The 25665-nt window shown below is 47.0% G+C and carries 15 protein-coding genes; 9 read left to right on the top strand and 6 right to left on the bottom strand.

Going from position 1 to position 25665, the window contains the following annotated elements:
- The first annotated feature begins 14 nt into the window (after positions 1-14).
- Positions 15-1184, top strand: coding sequence for a tyrosine-type recombinase/integrase (locus EL628_RS09745; protein ID WP_126579762.1), 1170 nt, complete (start codon positions 15-17; stop codon positions 1182-1184).
- Positions 1185-1467: 283 nt separating this feature from the next.
- On the opposite strand, the gene EL628_RS09740 is transcribed toward EL628_RS09745, so the two are convergent.
- Positions 1468-3603 carry a sensor histidine kinase gene (locus EL628_RS09740; protein WP_161975390.1) on the bottom strand — a complete coding sequence of 712 codons (2136 nt, stop codon included), beginning with the start codon at positions 3601-3603 and terminating at the stop codon, positions 1468-1470.
- A gap of 403 nt (positions 3604-4006) precedes the next feature.
- On the opposite strand from EL628_RS09740, the gene EL628_RS29780 reads away from it, so the two are divergent.
- A complete protein-coding gene (locus EL628_RS29780) occupies positions 4007-4246 on the top strand; it encodes a hypothetical protein (RefSeq protein WP_161975389.1) in 240 nt (79 codons plus the stop codon).
- A 610-nt stretch (positions 4247-4856) separates the two neighbouring features.
- On the opposite strand, the gene EL628_RS09735 is transcribed toward EL628_RS29780, so the two are convergent.
- From EL628_RS09735 to EL628_RS09720, 4 genes are all read right to left on the bottom strand, one after another.
- Positions 4857-7352 carry an NACHT domain-containing protein gene (locus tag EL628_RS09735; protein ID WP_126579760.1) on the bottom strand — a complete coding sequence of 832 codons (2496 nt, stop codon included), beginning with the start codon at positions 7350-7352 and terminating at the stop codon, positions 4857-4859.
- Positions 7349-9844: a helix-turn-helix domain-containing protein gene (locus tag EL628_RS09730; protein WP_161975388.1), complete on the bottom strand. Its 2496-nt coding sequence runs from the start codon at positions 9842-9844 to the stop codon at positions 7349-7351. The genes EL628_RS09735 and EL628_RS09730 overlap by 4 nt, the downstream gene beginning before the upstream one ends.
- Positions 9845-9958: 114 nt before the next feature.
- Positions 9959-10228 carry a hypothetical protein gene (locus EL628_RS09725; RefSeq protein WP_126579758.1) on the bottom strand — a complete coding sequence of 90 codons (270 nt, stop codon included), beginning with the start codon at positions 10226-10228 and terminating at the stop codon, positions 9959-9961.
- A gap of 297 nt (positions 10229-10525) precedes the next feature.
- Entirely contained in the window at positions 10526-12349 is a 1824-nt protein-coding gene (locus EL628_RS09720) for a reverse transcriptase domain-containing protein (RefSeq protein ID WP_170211134.1), read from the bottom strand.
- 734 nt (positions 12350-13083) lie between these two features.
- On the opposite strand from EL628_RS09720, the gene EL628_RS09715 reads away from it, so the two are divergent.
- Positions 13084-13401 carry a hypothetical protein gene (locus tag EL628_RS09715; RefSeq protein WP_126579756.1) on the top strand — a complete coding sequence of 106 codons (318 nt, stop codon included), beginning with the start codon at positions 13084-13086 and terminating at the stop codon, positions 13399-13401.
- A 774-nt stretch (positions 13402-14175) separates the two neighbouring features.
- On the opposite strand, the gene EL628_RS09710 is transcribed toward EL628_RS09715, so the two are convergent.
- Entirely contained in the window at positions 14176-14766 is a 591-nt protein-coding gene (locus EL628_RS09710; RefSeq protein WP_161975387.1) for a helix-turn-helix transcriptional regulator, read from the bottom strand.
- Positions 14767-14980: 214 nt separating this feature from the next.
- Here EL628_RS09710 and EL628_RS09705 point away from each other — a divergent pair, with 214 nt between their 5' ends.
- From EL628_RS09705 to EL628_RS09680, 6 genes are all read left to right on the top strand, one after another.
- Positions 14981-17296: a penicillin acylase family protein gene (locus EL628_RS09705; protein WP_126579754.1), complete on the top strand. Its 2316-nt coding sequence runs from the start codon at positions 14981-14983 to the stop codon at positions 17294-17296.
- Positions 17297-17366: 70 nt separating this feature from the next.
- Positions 17367-18548, top strand: a complete 1182-nt coding sequence (locus tag EL628_RS09700) for a hypothetical protein (protein WP_126579753.1) — start codon at positions 17367-17369, stop codon at positions 18546-18548.
- A gap of 829 nt (positions 18549-19377) precedes the next feature.
- Positions 19378-20403, top strand: coding sequence for a queuosine 5'-phosphate N-glycosylase/hydrolase (locus tag EL628_RS09695; RefSeq protein ID WP_126581913.1), 1026 nt, complete (start codon positions 19378-19380; stop codon positions 20401-20403).
- Positions 20404-20455: 52 nt separating this feature from the next.
- Entirely contained in the window at positions 20456-21976 is a 1521-nt protein-coding gene (locus EL628_RS09690; RefSeq protein ID WP_161975386.1) for a UDP-N-acetylmuramoyl-L-alanyl-D-glutamate--2,6-diaminopimelate ligase, read from the top strand.
- A 114-nt stretch (positions 21977-22090) separates the two neighbouring features.
- Positions 22091-24103, top strand: a complete 2013-nt coding sequence (locus tag EL628_RS09685) for an MraY family glycosyltransferase (RefSeq protein ID WP_161975385.1) — start codon at positions 22091-22093, stop codon at positions 24101-24103.
- Between the two features lie 250 nt (positions 24104-24353).
- Complete coding sequence (locus EL628_RS09680) at positions 24354-25661, top strand: MFS transporter (RefSeq protein WP_126579750.1); 1308 nt, start codon at positions 24354-24356, stop codon at positions 25659-25661.
- Positions 25662-25665 lie beyond the last annotated feature (4 nt).

The following is a 25665-nucleotide window of genomic DNA, read 5'->3' as shown; positions in this document are numbered from 1 at the left end:
AAAGGAGAAATATTGTGGCAAAAAAAGAACAAACAGAAAAGCCAGAAAAAAAGCGGCGTGCTCGTGGCGAAGGGACAGTCTTACAGCGTGCTGATGGTCGGTGGGTCGCCCGTGTGCCTCTGGGAGATGGTAAGCGCAAAGAAGAGTACTACGATACTAAACAGGAAGCGGAACGAGCTAAGCGGCGTATGCTTAATGAGCGAGATGCGGGTAATCTTGCAGTGGGTAAGGATCAGACTTTTGGGGAATATCTGCTGTACTGGATCGGTGTTCATGGCCCAACTGTATTGTTACAAACACATTCCATGTATCTAAGTTACATAAATTTTCGCCTTATTCCAGGGTTGGGGCATGTAAAGATGAAGAAGTTAACTGTTGAAATGTTTCAAACCCTTTATCAATCATGGGAAGAGGAGTTGTCACCGAATACAATTCGTCTTATCCATACTTTAGCAAAAAAAGCACTTAATGATGCAGTCGTATGGAAAAAGCTTTCTTACAATCCTGTTGCACATGCAAAGCTTCCGAAGTCTCGTCGTGCAAAGGTGCATGTTTTTACTGATCAGGAATTGGATAGACTGTTGGAGCATGCAGCAAAATCGAGATTGTATGTGTTGTTTGTAATGGCTCTGTTTCTTGGCATGCGTGAAGGTGAGCTGCTCGGGTTGAAGTGGTCTGATATTGATTTTAAGGAAGGTGTTTTGCAAATACAGAACAAGATTTACTACACAAAGCATCCACTATTAGAAAAGATGGTTTTCATTGAAGGGCTCCCGAAAACTGTTGCTGGTCAACGTAGTGTATTTTTGCCGTCTGATATTATAGATATGCTGCGTGATCATTTAGAAGAGCAGAAAAAAATTCAGGAAAAAAAGCCAGATTGGAATGGGTCAGGTCTAGTCTTTTGCAGTAATACTGGTGGATTTATGACTGATGCTAATATTCGTTATCATTTTAGCAGGTTGTTAAAAGAAGCTAGTATAGAGCATACCAAATTTCATGCGTTGCGTCATAATGCATCTATGATTCTCCGTCGTTTAGGGATTGATTCAGTTGTACGCAAAGAAATGCTGGGTCATAGTAGCATTTCAATGACTGATGATGTCTATGGTCATGCTACACGAAAAATGCATAGGGATGCAGCTACACAGATGGAGAATCTTTTTAAAAAGGAAAATGAATAGGTTTTTGTTCTTTCAGATCGGCTTTCCACATGCTCGAGGAAGCCGATTTTTTTTTGTTTTTTTGACACCTAAAATGACACCTTAAAGCGTATATGAAGGTGTATTTTACTGAACTGACATGAACGCATTATGTTTCTTTTGGAGCTTAGCAAGTTATTTATTTCTCTGAATGAGCTTGTTATTTTGAGGGTTATATAGCTTACTTTATACCCTCTATATGCGTTCATGAGAAATGACGTTGTGTCAAAGATAATCGGGTATACTCCTCAAATAGAGTAGTCATTCAAACACGCCGTACTTGTAGAGATTTTCCGCCGAGGCTGAGGTCTTCTGAGACTGTTGGTAAGGTAAACCAGAAACAGCTTCCAGAACCTTCTTCGCCGCTGCTCTCCAACCAGATACTCCCTCCCATCGCTTCAATGAGTTGCTTACAGACCGCCAGGCCCAGACCAGCTCCACGCACCGGGCTATTGATCTCTCGCTCAAGTCGCACAAAGCGCTCAAACAGCTGCTCCTGCTCTACCAGTGGTATTCCTACCCCATAATCACGTACACCAATCTTGACCATTGCTCCCTCGGCTTCTGCATAGACCTCAATCTGGCTCCCCGCTTTAGAATAGCGCAATGCATTGCTTAAGAGATTAAAAAAGATCTGCTGCACACGCTTCTGGTCTGCATAAACAGAAAGCTCGCTATCCACCAATACTTGATACTCACGCTTCTCTTTCTCAAAGATAGAGCCAAGCATGGTCAGAACACGCTGCACTTCATTGCGAAGAGAAAGCTTGACCAGTTTAAGTTGTTCAATCTCTATCTGCAACTGGCTGGCATCAATAATGGTGCCCACCAGTGTGGTGAGTTCATCACAACCCTGGCGCGCCCTTTCAATAAAATCAACCTGAGCCTCTTGTGGAAGCGTATCGTTATACTCATAGAGCAGTTCAACATAGCCCATTACTGCCGTCAATGGTGTTCGTAGTTCATGAGATGCTGTCATAATAAAACGATCTTTTAAGTGATCTAGCTCCTGTTGACGCTCATAAGCAGCAACTAGCTCGCTTGTCATGCGTTTATTTTCCAGGGCCGCAACCCACTGATTCGCAAACATCTCCAGAATGTGCATCTCTTCTTTGGCAAAAAAATGCGGCCTCGCATAGTTTAAGATTACGATCCCCCAGTGCCACTCCCCCTTTACTAAGGGAAGCCAGGCCAGAGGAAACGTTGGTCTCTCTAGCGATGTTACGGTAAAGGCTGTGGGATCGCTATTAGCATCGATAAATTGCGCATGCCAATCAGCTTCTTGTATATCAAATGTGTTCAGATGCGCAGTTACCGTAGGACCATGTCCAAGTTGGATGGCCTGACGCAACTGCCCTTTCTGTTGATCATACAACCAGAGCTCGATATGAGTCTCTGTAGCTTCATAGGCAACTTTCGCATACGTCCTGATAACATCTTCTAACGTCTTATACACATAACTGGGCATCGTACCAACTTGATAGAGACTATTCAGCAGTTGAGCATGCTGATGAGCTCGATAATATAAGCGAGCGGTCTCCAATACGGATGAGAAACGAGCCAGTAAGATCTCTACGATCTCAAAATCTGGACCAGCATACATCTGGCTCTCTCCTCTTCTCCCAAGAACAAGAATCCCAATCATCGATCCCTGTACACGAAGAGGAGCCAGGAGAATACTATCCTCTTGAGTTGGTTCGCTAGAAGAAATATAGCGGCTCAACCCCCTGGGGGCCTGCTCCTTCGAACGAATCAGTTCACTCAACAACTGAGGACGACGGGCAGCTGCCAGACGTTGTAGAGCAGGCAACTGTCGTTCCAACCAGTTATCCAGCCTGCTCTCCACCTGTGGCTTAAAATATCGACAGAGCATCTGTAGTAAGCCAAGAGCGGGGTCATCTCTCATCTCGCTGGAGTTATTGGCGACCAGATGATAATAGCCGCCACTTTCATCAAACACGAGAAGAGCTACCTGATCAGTCCCAAATGTATTAATGGCCGCTGAAGTGATGAGGTTAGAAGCGTAAATCAGATCAATCTTCTGATTCGCTAGAATCTCTGGCCGCTCAATAATTCGTCGATAGTGCAGAACTTCACTAAAGAAAAGCCGATCGGCAACCCTGCGCGATCCTAACCAGACAGCGGGTGCTAAAGCAGTAATGATGCATGTTACACAAACAACATACAGAAGATTGTATTGCTCATTTAAATGTGGAGGAAGAATCTCATAGGCAGTGACAGACAAATAGACAAGAATAGCCAGTGCAAGAATGCCAACCATTGAGGAGATAGCTCTACGCACGTATGAATCCAGAACGAGCATCTGATAACGAAGGATCGCATAACCAAGCCAGATGGGGAAAATAGCGGTTGTGATAAAAGGGTATTGACTGCTAATCATATGGTAAGAAGCTCCATAGATTAGTTCCGGCAAAAAATAGAAGACAAGGACAGGCACAATCGAAAAAATGACGCCACTTAAAAAATAACGCAATTGTTGTTTTTCTCTTAGAAATTGGGACGTCATATAGGAATATGAGATCACAATCAATGAAAGAGAGAGGGTGATTATATAATAAATAATTCGACTTACCACTAACCATTCAGGGGAGGAAAGGTTACTTATTGCGTAGAACATATAGACAGAATTAAGCACTAAACATACAACGATAAGCAGCGATATATATACCTTCACACACAAAATAAGGGTTCTTTTCGCGATTCCTCTCTTGCTAAACCTTTTATCTTGTGTAGCATCTCCTAGTAAATTTTTAGGAAAAATAAAGAAAAGAGAGGAGATAATCATGACAGAGAACATCGCACCAGCATTGCGCAGAGCTTCAAATAAAGGGATATCGTTCATTACGACGGTCGTTGTAGCCAGCGTTAACGCCATGGATAAACAAAAACAAAATAATATTTGTGATATTTTGCGATTTTGCCCATACAGCCAGATCACGAGCCCAATCGCAAAAAACATAAAGGAGATCAAAGCAAAGAAGCCAAAGACAATAAAAAAGCTCAAGGTAAAATATGGAGTCTGATAAAGCAAACTGTACAAAAAATTTGCAGAGAGCAAAAAGAGATACAAAGATAAGGCTATCAATACTATAGCCGTTTTATAGCCCTTAAGCATACCGACCTCCTACTAAATGCTTTACAATTTTAAAATATTGTACATAATCGAAAATGAAAAGCATGTATAGTCTTTTAAATCTTCGCAAGGCATCTATTATTAAATAAGAAGCGTAAACTATTTCTACGCTCACCCTATACTGAGAAGAGATGAACAAGTATACTGCGTCTATGCTCATCCTATGATTAGGAGGAATGAATACGTAAGCTGAAAGAGGTTACAAAGCAATCAACCATATGCGACATGTTGACATCAGTAAGATAGACGAATAATAACACAAATGAAGCAAATAAATCAAGGTATTCAAGTGTATAAAGCATAACATACATCTTGAGGTGTGCATCCAAAGATTCTTGGGTGCGTACACAGATGACTCCGGGTGCGACCATTGATAGAGTCATCCTCAGAGCTCATCGCGTCTTTCCTGCTTCAAACATAACATGCACAGTTCAAGGGTTTCAGGTGGGATCATGTGGAATAATTATTGCGATGCCATGCACACAGGTGGAAGATGCAATCTACACGTTCGTTCTATCTAAATCAGCAAAGTAATCAAGCAACATGCGATGCACAAAAAGGTAGCCCCCGCCAACCTTTCTTAAGAGGAGACATTTTGCCATCTGATCTAAAAAAGTGGGGCTATCCCACATAAAGGCTTTACTTCTCCAGAGCAGGTAGCGTAATGAGATATGCCTGATGCAGGCTATACCACCATGAAGCAATCCAAAGATCAAGCCCGCCGGAATCCCAATCAGAAATGATCGCCAGAAGAGACTGATCAGAGAAACATCAGCAGAGAGTGCTCTATAATATAATTCATAAAGTGCCATATTCAAAAAAAAATACAGGCTGCCAATGAATAAAAAGGCCATGCCTGTTACCATTGCACTATTAAAAAAGGATTGGCGCATTCCATCATTGGGCCTTACATGCTTTGCCTCAGGTATGATATCGTTTTTGATGCCCTTAAAAGCATTGATTCCAATCCAATAGGCCACTCCCACAAGAAAATTAAGGACAAGTAACTCCCATCTGGAGTTGAGCAGGTTCATTCTGAAGAGAAAAAAGAGATCTATCGAGAACCCGACCAAAAGGCTATTCAGCAGATGCTTCACGCTTAACATATTTTCTCTGCAAGCTGGCCATGACCAGGAAACTATTTCAGCAGGTATAATAGTAGAATTATGTCTTACGACGGTCAGTATTCCAGCTGCAATTCCACACACAAGGGCGAGTAACGATGTTCTATCATCAAGAAATGGAATAAAGCGCCGCAGAATTGGAATAATACATTCGGAGACTCCCCCCACGAACAGACTATTTATTAAATAAGGAGGCACTTTTTCGACTTGAAAAAAGGCTAATTTCCGCCATTTCCTGGCAGAACCCAGGAGACCCTCACTTTTCCTCCCAAATATCCAGCCTAATAGGGCTCCTGGAAGCATATAAATGCAGGCTTCGACCAGTATCCCATCGTGTGCTTCCGAGGCTCCAAGCGCCTTTCCCATGCTCAGACAGAGGAGCATCCCGATGACAATCAGTGGTAATCGCTCACCAAGCAATCGATACCACTTTTGTGATCGCTCATCAGGCAGCCAATCAGCCTGCATATATTCGATATAATAGATGCTTTGGGAATGGCTTTTCATCTGGCTCGCTAACCAGTGCAACCACTGTAAGGTCTGATCAATAGTAAAAGGGTTCTGAAATTTTTGCCGTTGCAAGGCTCGTTGTACATAGGCGGCAAAGATAAGGTCATGTTTCTCGGCCAATAAGATAGACTGCTTTTCTTGCGCGACATCACTATATGTGAACGTCAAGATGTTCAGCATAAAAGGATTTTTCGCTAACTCCATGAAATCTGGGGCCTGCTCAAGAGCTTCTCGCAAAGGACTCATAACCGTTCCACGTCTGGTAAGATAGTCCCGAATCTGTTCTACGGTCAGTGGACACAGGTCGATAGCACCACGAATGTGAAGTTTTGCTTCTAACTGCTGATACTCACTACGTCTACTACAGATGACCCATGCAGAAATCCTGCCCTCCCGGCGATAACGATTAATGGCTTCTAAACAAGAATATCTATCCCTGGCAACAATCTCATCAAAACCATCCAGCAGAGGGAGGAGCATATCCTGTTCAACCCATCTCTGACTCAGTAAATGAGGAACCTGATATTTACTTGTAAGCTCTTCTTGCAGCCATTCTCCCAATGAGCGCTGCTTCTGTGTCCACGAGGAGAGCTGAAAAACGACGGGAATCGGATGCGCCTCATCCTCTTGTGCTCTCTCCAGAAGTGCTCTGGCTAACTCAAGCAGTAATATGGTTTTGCCAGATCCAGGGTCCCCCAGAATCAGAAGTTTCCCTCCCAGTTCATCGTATAATCGCAACATCTGTAAACCATTACTTATTTTCAGAGATGAAGAGGGCTTGGTATGAAATACGTCATCCCAGGGCTGCGAGAGAGCATCAGACAGAAAATGGAAGTCTGGCTCCATGAATACATTTTCAGGGACAGCATTCTCTAATACCCCTCGAACCCAGAACTTCTCAACTTTATTCAGCAAACGCTGCCTGGGTGTATATTTCGAACGCGGCTGCTTACCAGGAGGCTCATGCTTCTGATTGGCGGAAACAGCCGAGGGAGGGTCATACGTTGGGACAGAAACCTCTGTCCGATCTTGCCCATCTCTATTGATTGCATCAACATCACCTCCCAGAGGGGCATTGGGAAGCAGACTTGGATCAACGCCAGTCTTCTGCTCATCAGTAAGAGTGTTAACTTCAACAACAGTTAACAGGGCATATATCTCTGCTGGAGTTTTCTCAAAGATCTCGCACAGCCGCTGACGATAATAGGCACTCGGCTGCACATGTCCATGTTCCCAACGGCTCACAGTCACAAAGGTGGTCCCTAACTTTTCTGCCAGATCCTGTTGGGAAAGATGGCGCTTTAACCTCTCTCGTATGAGTCCAGGACGCTCTCTCGCTGTTACTATCCGTTTGGACCTCATATCAGGTCTCCCTTTTCGTCTTTAGAAGATGCCACAGGAGAGCTCCGCCTATCCTGTTCAACAAAATATTCCAAAAGCATTCTGTGCAGAAAAATATAGCCTCCTCCAACCTTTCTCAATAACATATAAGATGCCATCTGATCCAGAAATCGTGCACAGTCCCAGGCAAAGACTCCGCTTTTCCACAAATAAAAACGCAAGATGTAATGACGGATACAGGCAATGCCTCCATTTAAAAGCCCTATACTCAATCCAGCAAACATACCTACACACAATCCAAAGATGAAATGATGCAATAAGTATACTTCTGTAAGCGATGAATCCCAGATAGTTATAAAGTTAAGGATACCAAACAAAATGTAGATAATGAGATAAAGGACTGTAAAAAACAAACTACAGATAGGAGCAATAAAAAGGCTATTCAAGAAAGATTGAATTATACCATAATTTGGTGTGACCCGTGAGGCTTCTGGAATAGTTTCGTAGGCAAATCCCTGGAAAAAAGAGACGCCAATCCAATAAAAGGCCCAGACTAATACACTGTCTATCGAAGTATACAAAACTTCACTACTTGAAAAACCTTTTTCTCCACTCAACAGACAAGCAACATCAAAGAGAAGTGCAATAAGCAAGCTGTTGCGAATATGCACTCGATAGAATAGATTCTTTCTCAAGCGTGTCCAGGACCAGGATACGACTTCCGCAGGCTTGATAAAATGCTTTTTACTCACAAGAGTAATAATACCAGTTGTAATAGCACAATTTAAAGCGATAAAAGGATCAAGCGCTTCTCCTCGGTCAAAGTGGCTATTGCTGATGAGAATATAGCTTGTTTCGACAAAGCAGAAAGTAAGAAGGCTGTATTTAAGGTAGCCTGGAGTCTGGCACCATCTGTGGATGACCTGGCCTTCCTTGTGATTTTTTGTCTGATAAGTCCCTTTTTCTACTCCCCAGATCCAACCGATTAATCCTCCTATTAACAGACGATTTAGACTTAAAGCGATAAAAATATACGGAACATTCGAGATACGAAACGCAGTCCCTATGCCCAGGCACAACAGCATGCTTAACAAGACCATGACAGATCGGCCTGCTAAAAGCTCATAATGCTCTCGCCACTTCTCGGTTGATAGCCAATCAGGCTGCATTGACTCTATATAGTAGATGCTTTGCGAGTGTTCTTTCATCTGCCTGGCCAGCCAGCCCAACCAGTTCAGGGCTTGCTCCGGCCTCAGCGATGCAGGCAACATATGATGCTGAAAGACACGCTGTACATATAAAGATAGGATTTCATGTTTCCTCTCATCGAGTGTTTTGTCGATAAAGCTGATCTTCTGCTCACTTTGTGCATAGGTCAGGGTCAGAATATGGAGCATCAGCGGGTTCGTAGCCAGTTCCATAAAGGCAGCATCCTGCTCAAGAGCTTCTCGTAAAGGGCTCATCGCAGCCCCACGTCTGGTGAGGTAGCACAAAATCTGTTCTGCTGTCAGTGGATGCAAGCTAATCGCTCCACGAATCTGTAGTTGAACCTCTAATTGAAGATATTCGCTTATCCGGCTACATACAACGAGGGAATGTAGACCATGCTCTTGTCGATACTGATTGATCGATTGCAAACAGGAATGGCGCTCTTTTACGGGGATCTCATCAAAACCATCCAGAAGTGGAAGGACAGTATCCATCTCGACCCATCGACGACTGAGCTCTAGAGGAACTTGATATTTACTCTTGAGCTCGCACTCTAACCATTCACCAAATGATCGCTGTTTCTGTGTCCAGGAGGAGAGCTGAAAGACAACTGGAATCGGATGCGTCTCGTCCTCTTGCGCTCGCTGCACAAGGGCTTTCGTTAATTCAAGCAGGAGCGTCGTTTTGCCCGATCCAGGATCGCCCAAAATGAGAAGCTCTCCTCCTAATTCATCATAGAGTTGCAGGATCTGTGAGCTATTCGTTAATTTCTGAGGCAGAGAGGTGGTGGCATAAAACATATCATCCCAGGGTTGGTGGATAGCATCAGGCAAGAACGAGAAACCTGGCCTCATAAGTACCGTTTCGGGCACAACTTTTTCTAAGATGCCTCGAACCCAGAAGGCCTCAACTTTATTAAGCAAGCGCTGCCGCGCTGAATATTTTATAAGTTGGAATAATGACTGAGGATGTGCTGAGACGGCCTCTTTCCGAACAGGCTGCAACGGTTCAGACTCGATGGCTGACAAATCTTTCTCTTTTTTGGGGGGAGTAATCATAGAATCATGAGGGGCCACATCTACTAACTTGAGCAGGTGTTGCAGTTCCTCAGGCGTCTTGTCAAAGATCTCGCATAACAGCTGACGGTAATAGGCGCTCGGCTGCACATGTCCATGCTCCCAACGGCTCACGGTCACAGAGGTAGTCCCTAGTTTTTCGGCTAGCTCCTGCTGAGAAAGATGAAGCGCCAGTCTTTCTCTTACTAACCCTGGTCGAGCTTTCGCCTTCAATGTATTCTTTTGCATCACGAAAGAAGTTCCCATTCTATTAATTGACGTTTACATAAACAGGACTTTTCTCAAGTGAACGGTTCATTTGAGATGGAAAGGAAAAAGAAGATGAAGGGAGATAGATGGCCCTCAAATGATCAGAGATGTGTCCTCTTTCGCCTCTTTTTCCCCTTTGTTGACTACCTCATGGCGTTCTTCTTGCTTGGGATGAAACCCTTTGGCATGCTCAGGCGATTTTCCACGCGGTTGGCACACACGAACTGATGTGCCAACCTGCCCCAAAATCAGATTCATGACTCGGCGCATCTGCCGAGGAGTTACCGCAGCCTTTGGTGGCTCCCAAGCTAGACACTGTGACAGCCCAAGATCGCGGGCCAACCGCAATTGATTCATCACCATACTAACCACCGTACTCCAGAGCTCAAATTGCACGGGAGTACAAACGCGTACAGTGCCCCACAACAGATCTTGTTTGAGATAGCGATACCATGCTCATGCGAAAACCGATGACTGTAGACTGTAGAGTGGAACAATGTCAGACAAGGCCAGTCTGGCGCTCAACAGGACAAACCAACTGTCTTGTGGGTCTCTGTAGGGTAGGCATCTAGCGAGGTACGTTACCGCCCTGTTCCAAATGCCCCCCTCCAAACGCAGCATGCGACTTTCACCGCACTGCGCTTTCCAGCATCATTGGAGTCATTCCATCCGAGAACGTGATACCTTTTTCCTGAGTGGTCGCCCTGCATGAAGTTCTCTATGACAGGTTTGACAGAGAACGAGCGTTTTACGCCGCCGAGCGGCCATGATCTTCACCCAGTCTGGTTTTTCTCTCCCATCATATTTTTGCAGATCTTTGAGAGCGCGAATATGATGAACTTCCAGTTTGTCAGTGATCGAGGTGACCCCGCAGGCTTCGCAAGTTTGGGCTAAAAGACGCTTTTCTAGCTCCGTCCGATTGTTCCAGGGAAGTTGATGTGGTCTATCCTGGATGATGGCATTGCTATCCCACACAAGCGGGATACCGCCCCAGGTCGCGATCAATGGCTTCTTCCCTTTTCGTGTGACGGCAGCGTGCAACCCTTTGTACATCCTTCCTTCTCCTTGAAGTTTGGTACGATAGTTGCCATACACTGCTCTCACTGAGATCTGGTGCTTCGCTGCGAGCGTTTTGGTGAGAGAGGTTTCCATGACCCATTTGAGACGCCGGAGTGTACGCAGGTTGTACGCTAGTCGATAATAGTTGACGATGCCTCGGTACTCCAATTGATACGTCGCAATAATGGTGTAGTCACTTTCGTTGAGTAACTCAGCCCGATGGCACGGTTTTCCTCGTCGTTCATAGCGCTTGCATTTCTCCAGCAGAATGGTTCGTGGCACGCGTAACCCTGTTTTTCCATTGATACCTCGGCGTTTCACCCCTCCTTTGGTGATGCTTTGTTTGGTATCGGCTTGCAGGGTCGTGATTTCGTATCCCAAGAACTTGGCGGCTTCGTTTCTTGCATGGGTGATCAGCGTCTTTTCTGGAGAGAGGGTCAATTGAAGTTCCTCTTGAAGAAAAGTGCTGAGTTGGCGCTTGATATCCTCTGCTTCTGATTTTGGACCAGTAAATCCGAGGACGAAATCATCTGCATAGCGGCAATAACGGAGTCGTCGGTAGGCTGGATCATGGGTCGCGATGGAAGGCAGTTGACGCATACGTTTTCTCAATCTCTGGGCAGCCTCCTTCTCCCCTTTTTGTTGCAGGCGATTGGCCTGTTTCATGAGTCGCGCATGCTCATTGTTGTGTTTTCTTCTTTTCCCTCTCGTGTAGCGCGGGATCAGCGTAGTTTCGACAAATGTGTCCAGTTTATCGAGTAGGATATTGGAGAGCAAAGGACTGAGCACTGAACCTTGTGGTACCCCACTCAGCGTACGATTGAATGTCCATTCCTCAAGATATCCTGCATCTAGGAGCTTTTTGATGAGGTGAAGGAAACGTCCATCTTGGATTTTCTCTGACAAGGTGTGCATGAGCAGTTCGTGTGAGAGTGATCCAAAGCAGTCGGAAATATCGCCTTCGATAATCCATGTACAACCCTTCCAAGTAGAGTAAATCTCCTGGAGTGCGGTGTGACAACCGCGTCCTTCGCGAAATCCATGCGAGTGTTCGCTGAATTGGCAATCATAGTAAGCTGAAAGGATCATTCGGATGACTTCCGCTAGGAGTTTGTCGCTCCAAACAGGCATGCCTAGTGGCCGCTTTTTCCCATTCCGCTTTAAAATGTAGACCCGCTTCGCTGGCTTCCATTGGTACCGCTCGGTACGTAGAGCAGCAATGATGGTCTCAATCTTCTCTGTTGACATCGCATCAACGGTCTCGCTGGTGATGCCTCTGGTCATGGCTCCTGCATTCCTGTACAGCTTGCCGTAAGCTGTGAGATACAGATATGGATTGAACAGTTGTCGATAGACTCGTTGGAGTGGCAAGCCTTTCTTGCCACGTTCTCGGAGAAGTCCCAGGTACGTTTCGGTGGTTTGCATTGCGCATGCCTCCGCGTGTATGAACTTCTTGATACCTTCCCTGCGCACCTGTATCAAGGGTGCGCTCTGGCTCTTTTTCAAGAGCTGCCCCTTCCTTCAAAAAAAAAACAATGTGTTGTTTCTTTTTCTGTCGTACTATGGGGGTTCCGTCACCGTGAGGGTTTCCCCTGGTAGGCGATCCCGTATTTACCCTCTATCAACGTTTAGAACGGGTAGGTGCCCTTTCGTTCCTTCTCAATTTCCTTAACTGCTACTCACCGGAGAGAGTGATCCTTCAGCCTGGTGGCTTCAGGTGTCTTTTCACATTTCACCATACCAAATGTGTATCCGGTGTCGCCACCTTTTGCGTGGAGTGACGGGTCGTGGGTATGACCGTGCGGAACTTGGGTTCGACAATCCCAGTCTCACCATGCGTTCAGGACTTGCGGAACGCGAACATACACGCCTTCTGTTTCTTTCCGCTTTCACAGCATGCTCTTGTTCTCTTTGAGTTTCCTCGCGAAGTAAGCTGGTGTCCTGGAGGATGTTTTACTCTCTTCCTCCCCCATATTGTATGGGAATTGATAGTGGGCCGAAACGGCGCACATGGCAAACCCTTTTGTCAAGACAATAGAAAGTGACTTTCTAAGGTGAAAACTCCTTTCGTTGCTTGGGCTTATAGAGAAGCTGCCCCATGAGTTCGCGTTCTCACTTGGGACGAACAAAGTAGACCTCTGAAGGAGTATGATACGCCAATGACTGGTGAAGTTGTTCACTATTGTAGAAACGTAAGTACCCCATCAAATGTTGCACACATCCCGAGGGCTCTCATATTCAAAAGCGCTCACCCACAACCACTGCAAGGCCGCATGTTCAATGCGCCGATTGCTCAAAGCCCGGTACAAACTGGGCCATTTGAGGCAAAAGCTGGACAATTGCGACAATTCCAGCAGGCTGCGAGCACGATCTTCCGACAACAATGCATCACAGAGATTGAAGAGCGCATTAGCACTTCATCCAAACGTTTGGGAGAGCTGCTGATGTATCGTAAGCAAATGTATTACAGTTCATGATGTTGTGTATTTCTTTCGTGTGTTTGATTGTGATGTGAAAGACACACTACACCTTTAGACACTCTTTGGCAACAAAGAGTACCTTTTTTCCTGGTTTTATCTAAGAGTATGTCTTAAGAGCCGCCAATGCTGATCGAGATAACCTCGATACTTCATTATTGAAGAGATATTGTCTGACGTCATATACATGACAAGTGTATATTTCATTCATCTTTGACAAAAAACCGTCCGTTTCTTCAAGCTGGAAGGGACATCAAACGTGTCCCCAGGCTCTTAAGACATACTCTAAATGTCAATATAAGAGAAAATGTGTAAAAGCACCGTGATTGAAAACACACTTATTCTTGTATTTCTGTTTGTTTCGACCACACACTACAGGCTGAGTACCGTCGAAAAGTCTCATTTCACAATCGCCTCAGCCTTTACCTCTCATTGAGTTGAGGTCGTTGTAGCGTAAATGCTCTTGGATGATACAAGCATGCCAGAAGTAGAGCCTGCATACCATAGCAGCCCCATAGCATGTCGAGATGCTATGAAGATGCAGAGTGAGTCAAAGAGGAAAGAGAGTCATACAATACAAAAATGCCACCAGGTGAATGTCTAGCAACGTTTACAGTAGACCAATTTGTTAAAATAGGCCAGAAGAAGGAGCGTTTGAAGCTTATTTCTATTGTTGGGAACAGTGGAAATTGATAAGATGTGTCAACAGATGCTCTACGAGGAGGTCATGGATCATCTTTTCGATAGAGATGCTTTTTTCTTCTTTCATGAGAGCTATTCTCCTTGTGTTTTTTTGATTAAATAGGGTCGAGGTGGTTGCTCTGGCTGATCGGAGCGTGGAGGCAAAAGCTGTTCTGGTGCGTAAAGGCGAGCGGCAATGGTGATATTGCCATTGCCATTGCCGTCATTGATCTGGATATCCTGTATTGACTGAGCCTGTTTTCCATTGACTTTTACCGACTTTTGAATACTTTGCAGGAATTCTCTGGCCGAAACCACTGAGGTCGGGATGGAAATTTCTAGCTCAACAAGTGGCTGCGCAGAAGGGGTGTATGAGGGCCTGGGCCACTGAGGGACCCCTCGACAAGCCTGCGGAGAGGAAAAAGCTGCTGCAGGTGGAATAGTCTGCTCATCCCGGTTCGAAACAGAGAGCATGAGTTCATTGCCAAACAGTTCTTTATGCTCTATCCGGAAAATCTCACAGAGTCGTTTTCGATATTGAGGCGATGGGACTACCACCCCGCTTTCCCAACGGGAGATCGTGGTGGTTGCGGCATCCAACAGTTCTGCCATCTGTTCTTGAGTTAGATTCATCTCGATACGCTTCTGCTGTATTCGTCGCCCCATCGAAATAGTATCTTCCATCAATGAGATCTCCCCCTTAAATAGATGTACTGATATATTCATATAATAGCATGGTATATTCATATAATAACATGTATATGAGTTGCTGTCTTGTGTATGGTCGGATGTACTACGCATCTTTATAGCATGTTGAGATGCTATGGTGTTTTCCGCCTGCTTTTGGCATGATCCGATTTTAGGAGAATCATTCTATTAGGAGTAGAAGGGGCGTAGCATGCGTACTATACTTTTACCTAATGGCACAACTATCACTCATAGCAAGCAGGGACAACCAACCATCCAGGCAAAGGATGAGAGCAGCATTGCGTTTGGCCAGGGCTATCTTGCGGCGCTTCATCGAATGTGGTCGATGGAGCAGCAGCGCCGCGTGGCATCAGCTCGTATGTCAGAGCTGGCAGGGGCAGCCACACTTGGTATTGATAGATGGATATGCAGGCTTGGTATCCTAGAGGCTGTAGATGCTTGCTACGAGCGCATACAGCAGGACGAGGGCTATCATTCCATTCTTACCAGTTATGCTGATGGTGTCAATTACGCTTTAAAGAAGGATCGCAAAAAAAGCTTAGGGATCGAATTTAAACTGATGAAGTGTTTACCAGAGCCATGGACGGCGAAGGATAGTGTTCGTGTTCTGGTCCTGGTTTCATGGTCATTAGCAGGCAACTGGGAGGAACAACTGGTCAGGATGAACACGTTAGCCTGCCTGGGATTAGAGCAGGCGGCCATGCTTGAGACAGACACCTGGGAACGCGGCCATCGCAGCTACCAGGAGTCAGCGCGAGGCGTTCAATCGGCCTTTGCCCAGACGAGCTTTTTGGTGGAAGAATACCAGGAGATCCGCAGGCGGGCTGGACTCCTGCCACGCAGGAGCGGGTCAAATGCCTGGATCGTGGCAGGCCAGCATACTGAGAGCGGCAAGCCGATATTGGCCGGAGATCCCCACATGCCCTTAGGGTTGCCTGGGCTTTTCATGGAGAATAAGCTGAGATCTCAGGACGGGAAAATCTTCGCAATTGGCGCGTCCATTCCGGGAATTCCAGGCGTGATTATTGGGCGCAACGCGAGCTTGGCCTGGTCGATCACTGTATCAGGGGCGATTACCGCTGAATTATGTTTGGAGCCAGTGGGGGTAGCCACTTACCCGAAGATTTACCCTATTTCTGTCAAAGGTGAGGAGAAGGCTCAGGAGGAACACGTCAACTGGACTGCCCACGGCCCTATTCTACCAGTGCAGCACTCAGGCTTTGACCTTGCCTTGTCCTGGACGGGTCATAAGGGATTAGATGCGGGAAGCATGTCTGGAATCTGGGCTTTAATGTGCTCTCAATCAGGCAAGGAGATAGAAGAAGCAACAAAACACTGGGGTGGACCAGTGCTCAATCTGCTCTGGGCAGAAGTTGAGCGACAAGATGGAAATTATGGCTGGAAAGTCATTGGAACAATCCCCTTGAGAACTGAGGCGTTCCAGGGCTTTCTCCCCTCGTTATCTTCCACTGATGAGCCGTGGCAAGGCTTTATTCCTGCAGAGAAGCTTCCAGCAGAGAGAAATCCGGAGCGAGGATACTTGGTATCTGCGAATCACCGTATGACACCAGCAGATTACCCATATGTCATCTCTCATGAGTACATGTCAGCCTACCGTGCCGAGCGTATCGAAAATTTGGTCAAGGCGTGTATTACGAACAAGAAATATACCATTGAGGATGCCCGAAACATTCAGATCGACCAGACAAGCGAAGCTGCAATAGATTTGAGAGACATCATTGTCCGTTCTTTAGCTGGGAAGGAGGAAGCTCTCGATCAGAAAGCTGTGCAATCTCTGGAACTACTAAAACGGTGGAACGGGGCGTTGAGTACCAATAGTTCAGCAGCAGCTATTGTGAAAATGACAGAAGATTATCTCTATCACCTGGTTGCTGATCAGCTTTTTGGGCTTGATGAGAGTTGCAAGGATGGATGGCTTGGAAATGGGCACACTCCAATCAATCCCGGCTTGATGAGCCACTGGCGAATGAGAGAGGTTTTGCTGACTTTAATCCTCACAAGGTTAGAGGAGTTTACATCCATTGCGTCTGGTGAGTGGGATGAACTGATACAGAAGGCATTCAAACAAGCTATCGAGGAACTGTCACGTCGCTACGGTCAGTCCACAGACTTATGGAGGTGGGGACAGATTCACAAGCTTGAGCTGTTACACCCACTCGTCCAGATGCCTGTCTATGAGCAACTTTCTCCGTTATTGACTGGCATAAAGATGCTTTTTCGGCTTTCTAGGGGGCCGTATGAGCTTGGGGGAGATGAGCATACCCCATGGCAGGCATCATCCTATCCTGTACCGCAAAAGTACCAAAAGCATCCGAAGCGGTTGTGGGCTACAGCATACCAGCCAGCTTATAGATTTGTGGCAAGCGATTCTGGCAGGATATATAGTTGTCTACCAGGAGGAATATCGGGTCATACATGGCAGATATGGAGTACAAATCAGCTTACGAGTTATCTTCGTGGCAGACTATTTGAGTCGTCTTTATAAAGCTTGACGTTCAGGCAAACAGGACTTTTCTCAAGCGAACCATTCACTTGAAATGGAAAGGAAAAAGAGAATGAAGTCAATAAAACAGAAAAGAGAAATAAAGATGGTAAAACGAGATACAAAACCACTAAGCGGGTCATTATGGTGGGAACGCAAAGGAATGCTTGGCTGGTGGCTGAACCTGACGGCAGCGATCCGGCCAACCGATATGAGTGAGCTTGCTACACGTGAATATATTCGTAAGAGTGAACTACTGAGTCTGGTTATTGTCGGAATTTGTGGATTTGTTTTAGCTTTAACTTCAAACAGTTTGAGTGACCCATCGACACTGTTGGCAGCCATTCTGTTGCTGATTACCAGTGTTATCTGCTTGATTTTCAATCGTTGCAACAAGCCACAAATAGCCGCTTATATTATTACCATTTTCACCTGTCTCATTATTATGCTTTCTATTGTCCTCGCAAAAGGAGGACTGCGTATGACTTGGATCGTGACCTATGATTTACTTACCGTACCTATTTTGATGGCCGCATTGATTATCCATCGTAATGTAGCGCTGGTTTTTGCTTTTATATGTGATATCTTCGTGGTTCTCGATTTCTTTTTGCATCCCCGTGCTCATATTATGGTTCATGGCTTTGCATTTGATGAGATACAGTGGGAGATAGACCAGCCATTCTTCAATCCTTGGGCGATGATTAACCGTAATTTCCTGTTGCTCTTATTTGTCGGTATTTTGGCATGGATGGCGGCTTATAGCTTTGAAAAGGCATTACTATGGGCGGAACAGATCAAACAGGAGGCGTTGGCTGCGCAGGATAGGGCTTTTGAGAATGAACAAGTTGCTGGGCTTGTATCGACATTTCTCACTGAGGTGATGAATGTCTTTACCGAGCAAGCCAATGGGAGAACCGTGTATCTGGCAGTAAGATCTAGCCAGGATGATCCTTTTGCCCCATATACACACCTCGTTAATGAGCGCCTAAGGCGCTTTGACCAGCTCAGAAAAAAAGGCTCATGGCAGGATGTTCAGGTAACAGAGGCCTCAAAAGCTTTGAGCAACATTTTGCATAAAATTGCTGTGCGATCCCTTCCGATCCAGGCGCTCGCGCCAAGCCACTTTCGTACGGGGATTGAAATCGTAGATGAGCTAGCCAATCAAATGTATATCCTCCTGTACCATCAGAGCCAGAGCCAGTTTGTCACGCCACCACCACAGCCTGCTCGTCAACCTGATGGCTATCTTCAGTAACCGCTGTTTCAAAAAAGGCACAATTCTCACGAAGAAGGATTGTGCTTTTTTTGTGAACACAGCGCTCACCTACCATCTTTAGCTGAAACTGTGACGGCTGGCTAGAGGTTACAGCCGAGCCACCAGGTTCATCTGGTGACGCGGAGCTGGCCGTCACACACACAGTCAGGCACCAACGATGTGACCATGTAACCACGTCATGTAGTTGCTGCGGAGAATCAGTGAGCCAGAGAAAAAAAGAAAAGGTTTATCAGCCATTTAACAAGAGTTCCTGACCCGAAATGGCTATTTGCCATTCTCACAATATGGTATTCGTCTCTATGAAGCCTGGAGGGCATAGAACGTTTTTTTATAAACATTCAAGATAGGGCTAGAACGGCCTTTATAGATAAAACAGACGCGCCATTGGCTTATGACAGGAGAGACTGGCTAGCTACCATATATGAGTAGATCAGCGAACCGATCCAGAAGGATTGTTTAACGCTTAAATAGAGGGTGCGGGCCAACGCAGGCGCCATGCCGCCTTCTATGGAAAAGGTCCTTTGCCCTCTTATTATCGGGGGGGAAAGGCAGAGCGGTTCACAGTGATTGACGAAATCTGGGATTGTCTGTAGAATCGTGGAGATACTACGAGAGGCATAAGATAAGGCATAATCAGGGGCATATTGCTATTCGTCACCGCCCTTGCTTCTGTCTCGGCAAAGTGGATCTGCACCCAAAGTATCTGCGTCGGGTGCATCGTGCAGATGGCTCTAGTTATGTGCACCTGCGGGTGCCTTTCATTCCTCCCATAGCCTGTAGGCATATGGGCCCCCCTAAAAGGATTTTTATGGATAATTTGCACAGGCACGATGAAGACGATGATCTCTATACGCTGCCCGGCCACGACCCTCTTGGTGTCCTTTCCAGCACACAGGTAGTGGTCGAGCAAGGTGAGCTGGTCTGGATTAACCCGGACCAGATTGAACAGCTCTGCGAGCGCTGGCTTCATGATGCTCCTACCACAGCCAGCCCACAATGGTTTGAGCAGTATCATTTCACTGATGGCACTCAGCGCACAGTCAATTGGCTTCTGCTGCTGGATGCCTTAAATTTTTGTTTCTGGGCCGAAAAAGGTCAGCCACGCTGGACGATTGAGTATCAGGGTGAGAGGCTCAATGGCTATTGGGCAGAGGCCGCAGCCCTCAAACGTGCTGTTGAAGAGGGGCACCCTCTTTGGGATGCAGAGTATCTTCGCCAGATGTCTGCCGAAACTCTGGCTCAGATCTTTCGCGGAGAGCAAAAAATTCCTCTCTTTGATGAACGACTGGCCCATACACACGAGGTGGGACGCATCTTACAGGAACAATTTTCCGGACAATTCAGCAATGCCATTGAGCAGAGTCAACACAGTGCGGTTACACTGGCGCTCTTACTGGCTCAACACTTCCCATCTTTTCATGATGTAGCGACCTACCATGGCAAGCAGGTTCGTTTTCTTAAACGAGCCCAGATCTGCGTTGCAGATCTGTCAGCTGCCTTTCATGGTGAGGGCTGGGGACGCTTTACAGACCTTGGCATGATGACCATTTTTGCCGATTATAAACTACCACAGGTCCTACGTCATTATGGTGTACTTACCTATCATACAAGCCTGGCACAACGCGTAGATACCCAGGAACTTATTCCCGCCGGCAGTGAGGAGGAGATAGAGATTCGCGCCTGTACTATCTGGGCCTGCGAGCTACTCCGACGAGCGATGGAGCGCAGAGGTTCGCAGTTGACTGCCGCCGATATCGACCTGAAGCTCTGGCTCATTGGTCAAAATGCGAAAGAGATGCGCCCATATCATCGCACTCGCACCGTTTACTATTAAGAATCCGATCACAATACGATCATACTATACAAAAGAACTGGTTAATAAACACATGCAATTACAGACTCTACTGGCTGCTCTGGAACAGCCTCCACTCGCGCTACAACCATCTGCATCGCTGCAAGAGCAGGAGATCACTGGCCTGGCCTATGATTCGCGGAAAGTACAGGCTGGGAGCCTCTTTGTAGCTGTTCCGGGAACTCATACCGATGGACGCCGCTTTCTCAATGATGCGGCCGAACGGGGAGCCGTCGTTGCACTTGGAGAAGAACTATCAGTTGCACAAAGCGAACTTCCTCTCCCTTATATTACAGTCTCAAACGTTCGCATCGCGCTTGCGAATCTCTCCTGTTCTTTCTACGGCTATCCTGCTCAAAAACTCTGCACCATCGGCGTCACCGGGACTGATGGCAAGACGACAACCAGCAATCTGATCAGTACACTTCTGGAGGCAGCTGGTCGGCCCAATGGTCTGATGACAACAGCTAATTTCAAGATGACTGGACAGGAATGGGAAAACCAGTCGCGTCAGAGCACAATGGAGACTCTGGAAATCCAGGCATTTTTACAGCGCCTGGTACAATCTGGTGGAACTCATGCGGTCATTGAAAGCACCTCCCATGGTCTGGAATTGGGGAAAGTGCATGGCTGCGCCTTCGATGTGGGCGTGGTCACGAACATTACCCATGAACATCTCGATTTTCACAAGTCAATCGATGCCTACCGGCGGGCTAAAGCTCGTCTGTTTGAGATGCTCGATCCACAGCGCGATAAGGGGATTGGTACCCATCCAGTGGCGATTCTCAATCGTGATGATAGCAGTTATGCTGTGCTTCAACCCTATTGCCAGGTACCAATTCTGGATTATGGCATCGAGACGCCAGCTGCTGTTCGCGCCGTTGATATCACAATGTCCGCCACAAAGACCCGCTTCCGCGTCATTCTGCCTGATGCTGAAGGGATAATTGAGACGCAACTCGTTGGGCGCTTTAATGTCAGTAACTGTCTGGCAGCCATTGCTACAGTGTATAGCCAGGGTGTCTCTCTTGCGGATATTCAGCGCGGCCTGGCCTCTGTTACCGGCGTTACCGGACGTATGGAACATATCGATGAAGGGCAGTCCTTCAGCGTTATCGTTGACTATGCTCATACACCAGATAGTCTTCATAAGATCATCGATACCCTTCGCCCATTGACTACTGGCAAGCTCATTCTTGTCTTCGGCTCAGCCGGTGAACGCGACACTCAAAAACGTCCTGTTATGGGCGGAATCGCGGCCCGCTACTCCGATTTCTTTGTCATCACCGATGAAGATCCTCGTGATGAGGATCGCGAACAGATTCTTCATGATATTGCTGTTGGGGCTCAGGCTGAAGGCAGTCAGGAGGGGAAGGATTTCCTCTGCATTGCAGATCGCACCCAGGCCATCGCCGCCGCCTTCTCTCGTGCACAGGCTGGTGATACAGTACTATTAGCCGGTAAGGGCCATGAGCAAAGTATTATTATGGGAAGAGAAAAAATTCCATGGGATGATCGAAGGGTGGCCCGTGAACAATTACGCAAGATCCTGTAGCAGGGAATATGCTTTATTAACGACATCTGATTCAGACGTGACCGTCTCTGTGACTATCGCGTTCCAATGAGTGGGGCGTTCAGCAATCATTTTGCCTGGGGAGTATCAATGCCAATGACATCAAATCTACCTTCATTAACCCCTTTATGGTTAATAGCAACTTTTATTGGCTGTGCAGCAGTCAGTTATGTCTTTTGCTTTCTTGCTAAATTCCTTTTTCCTACTTTTCGTAGCGGTGAACATAAGCCGGGCAATCATCGCCCAGATATGCCAACCGCTGGTCGCGAGATCAAAAAGATTGAGCTTCCCCTCGTAGGAGGGCCGGCCTTTACCATCGCTATCATGATCACTGGTATTGCCGCAGGCTTTGTGCTCAATTTTAGTTCTGATCAGTGGACTCTGTTACTTATTGGCCTGGGTGCCACTCTGGGCTATGCCATTATTGGATTCATCGATGACTGGCGCAAGGTCTATCGCAATGCAGGCCTGGCCGAACGTTCAAAATTCACTGGAGTCTTTCTGGTCGGTATGATTGCGGCTGGCCTCTATTTCTTATTGTTGCCAAGTGGTAAAGAAGCTTATGGTTTATATAAAGATCTTCCTATTTTAAATACTATTCTCTGTAACCCTCCTCTAGATAAGAATGCAAGTTACTGTACTCTGGTTCATAATCCGGTTATCTATTACGGCTGGATGGTCTTTCTAATGCTTCTCACAGGTGTCATTGGGAGCCTGACCTCACTCTCCGTCGATTTTAGCGACGGCCTGGATGGCCTGGCGGGAGGACTGGTCTTTAGCGCCGCTCTGGCGATGGGCATTGTTGTCTCTCCTTTGATTGATAAGCAGCCTTACAATGGAGCGGTCCTGGTCGTCCTGGCTCTGTTAGGGGCTGGTGCTGCCCTGGGCTATCTTCCCTGGAACTGGCCATCGGCCTGGTCGGCCCGTCGTGGTAAGGCCACACGTCGCTCGAAGATCATTATGGGAGACTGTGGCGCTTTAGGTCTGGGCGGACTTCTCGCACTGACGGCGATCTTCTCGCGCAATGAATGGCTCTTGCTGATGATCGGCGGCGCTTTTGTGCTCGAAGGTCTCTCGGTCGTTATCTCAGCTCGTATGCTCACTCCTTTCTTCCGCAAACGCCTGAAGATTCTCCGTTTTGCCAAGACACGAGATTTTATTCCGCATACTGAATTCCCACTTCCTTTCCTGGCAACGCCTTTGCATCACCATTTCGATCTGTTAGGCTGGGATCGTCGTCGGCTGGTCTATGGTGCCTGGGCACTGGGGGCCTGTTTTGCTCTGATCGGAGTGGCGGTGAACTTCTCTCCTTTCGCCTGGCAGCGCTATGTTGGCCGTTTCCTGGTGATTCTGGTAGCTGCGATTGTCTGGTTTAGTGGTGCCTGGTCTAAAGCGTACTTTGTGGGCAAACACGCAACTCCACGTAGCCGGAGACAGCGGCTCGCTCTTTACTATGGCTATCCCATCGAGATTGTTGGGATTCGTCTCTATCATCTGGTTGAGGTGATTGAAGCCAGTGAGGATGTGATCGAGACGCCCGCTGAAGAGCTGGCCCTCTGGCAACGCATGACGATCTTCGATGCCCGTTCGATGTTAGGGCTCTATTGTTATCGCGCTGGCTACTATCCTGCCGCTCTAACGCAATGGACGCGTATTCCAGAGAAGAACCGTATCCTGCGCCCTGAAATTATGCGCTTGCTCAATGAGGTCGATACACGTCTGGCACTCGAGAGCCAGGAGACCCAGCCAATGCGCAGAGATCAGATTCTACGCCAGGAACCAATTCTCTCAGGCAATCTTCCACCTGCAGATCTGCCAAACCCATACGAGCCCGTCAGTAGTGAAGAGACTGGAGGAACTCCTCTGGATATCTGGGCTTCTCGCGAACCCGGCTCCTTAGCGATCGAGGACGAGGAGGCTGAGGATGAACAAGAACATCAGGTCACAGCACCCCTACGGAGCGATTCCAATGGCTCAGGGCCGATCACTAACCATACCAGTTCCGAACATTCTCAACCATCTATCACACTGAGCCCACAAAAAGCTCCTGCGCAAGATGGTGATCAATCACATCATAAGCGCAAAAGGCGCTCGCCATCTGACAACTGATCTGACTCATCACACCTGAGATGAAGAGACAGTACAGGCCATCTATTATTTGACGATATGTTGTCAAAATAGATGGCCTGTATTGTCTCTTCACGATGCCACCACAATCATGCTATCCTGAAAATAAGGATATTCTCTGTCATCTTCTTTTGAAAGAGGGAAACATCACACGCTTCCCCATTCTGCTCAGAAGCAGCGTCTATAGAAAGCATGACACCCAAAAACAGAGAGGATCAAACATAGTTTATTTATGAGCATAACACCATCATCGACTCCGCAGATCAAGACTGAGCGACCACGAGTCCAGACGTTTCGCGCCCTGCGCCATCGCAATTTTCTCTTACTCTGGGTTAGTCTGATCGTCTCCTCGGTTGGGACATGGCTACAGATTGTCTCCCAGAGCCTTCTGGTATTACAAATAACCCATTATTCACCCGTTGCTCTGGGTCTGGTCTCGCTGGCACAGGCCGCTTCATTCTTTATCTTTGCGTTTATTGGAGGGAGCATCGCAGATCAGAGCGACAAACGGCGCTTTCTCTTGATTACGCAGACCCTGTCAATGCTCCTGGCTGCAATTCTAGGTGTACTCACGATTACGGGTGTGATTCAGGTCTGGATGATTATTATACTGGCCTTCCTGTCTGGCACTGTGCTCAGCTTTGACCAGCCAGCTCGCTCTTCTCTGGTCCCAATACTGGTCCCAAAAGAAGATCTGATGAATGCCGTCTCTCTTCAATCTATTGTGTTCAATGGAGCAGCCTTTGTTGGACCTGCTCTGGCCGGGGTGTTTCTACAACTGTTCACTTCTTTGGAGGGCCCCTTTGGCTTTGCGAAGGGAAGCCTCTTCCCTTATGCGGGCAATTTCTTTCTGAATGCGTTGAGTTTTCTTGGTGTACTGGCGGTCCTGTATCTACTACGTCTCCCGGCAGATGCAGAGGAGAGTATGGCCAAAAGAGGGCCTCTGCTGGCTTCAATCAAGGCATCTTTAGTAACGATAAAAAGAGATGAGGCTCTGCCATGGGTCCTGTCGGGGTATGGCGCACTTCTCTTCTTTGGACCCTCAAACACGCTCATCTTGCCCATTTTTGGAGCGCAGATTCTCCATATAAATCCCGTTCAATTGGGCTTACTCTTCTCGGCGGCTGGCTTAGGAACAATTATCGGGGCTCTTACCGTCGCTTCACTTGGCGATTTTCGCTCCAAGGGGCTCTTGTTGCTCTGTTCTTTATTCATCTGGACGGCCTCACTATTGATCTTTGCCGTTAGCCATAGCTTTCTCTTATCACTGTTCAGCCTCTTTATCTTTGGCATCTCACAGAACGGTGTTGGAGCCACAACTATTACTTTGTTACAGACCCGCGTGCCACCACAGATGCGAGGACGGGTAATGAGCCTGAATACACTTTTGATTATGGGGGTACGACCATTGGGAGACTTTCCTGCCAGTGGCCTGATTGCTCTCGTTGGAGGGCCTCTCACTGTGCTGATCTGTTCCTCAATTGTTGGGCTTTACTCACTCTTTCTTTTCGTGATGAAACCAGTGCTGCGCAAACTCTAATTCT

The organism is Tengunoibacter tsumagoiensis, assembly GCF_003967535.1.
Classification (GTDB): domain Bacteria; phylum Chloroflexota; class Ktedonobacteria; order Ktedonobacterales; family Ktedonobacteraceae; genus Tengunoibacter; species Tengunoibacter tsumagoiensis.
Note: the sequence above shows the minus strand (reverse complement) of the source record. Positions and strands in the feature narration are given on the sequence as shown.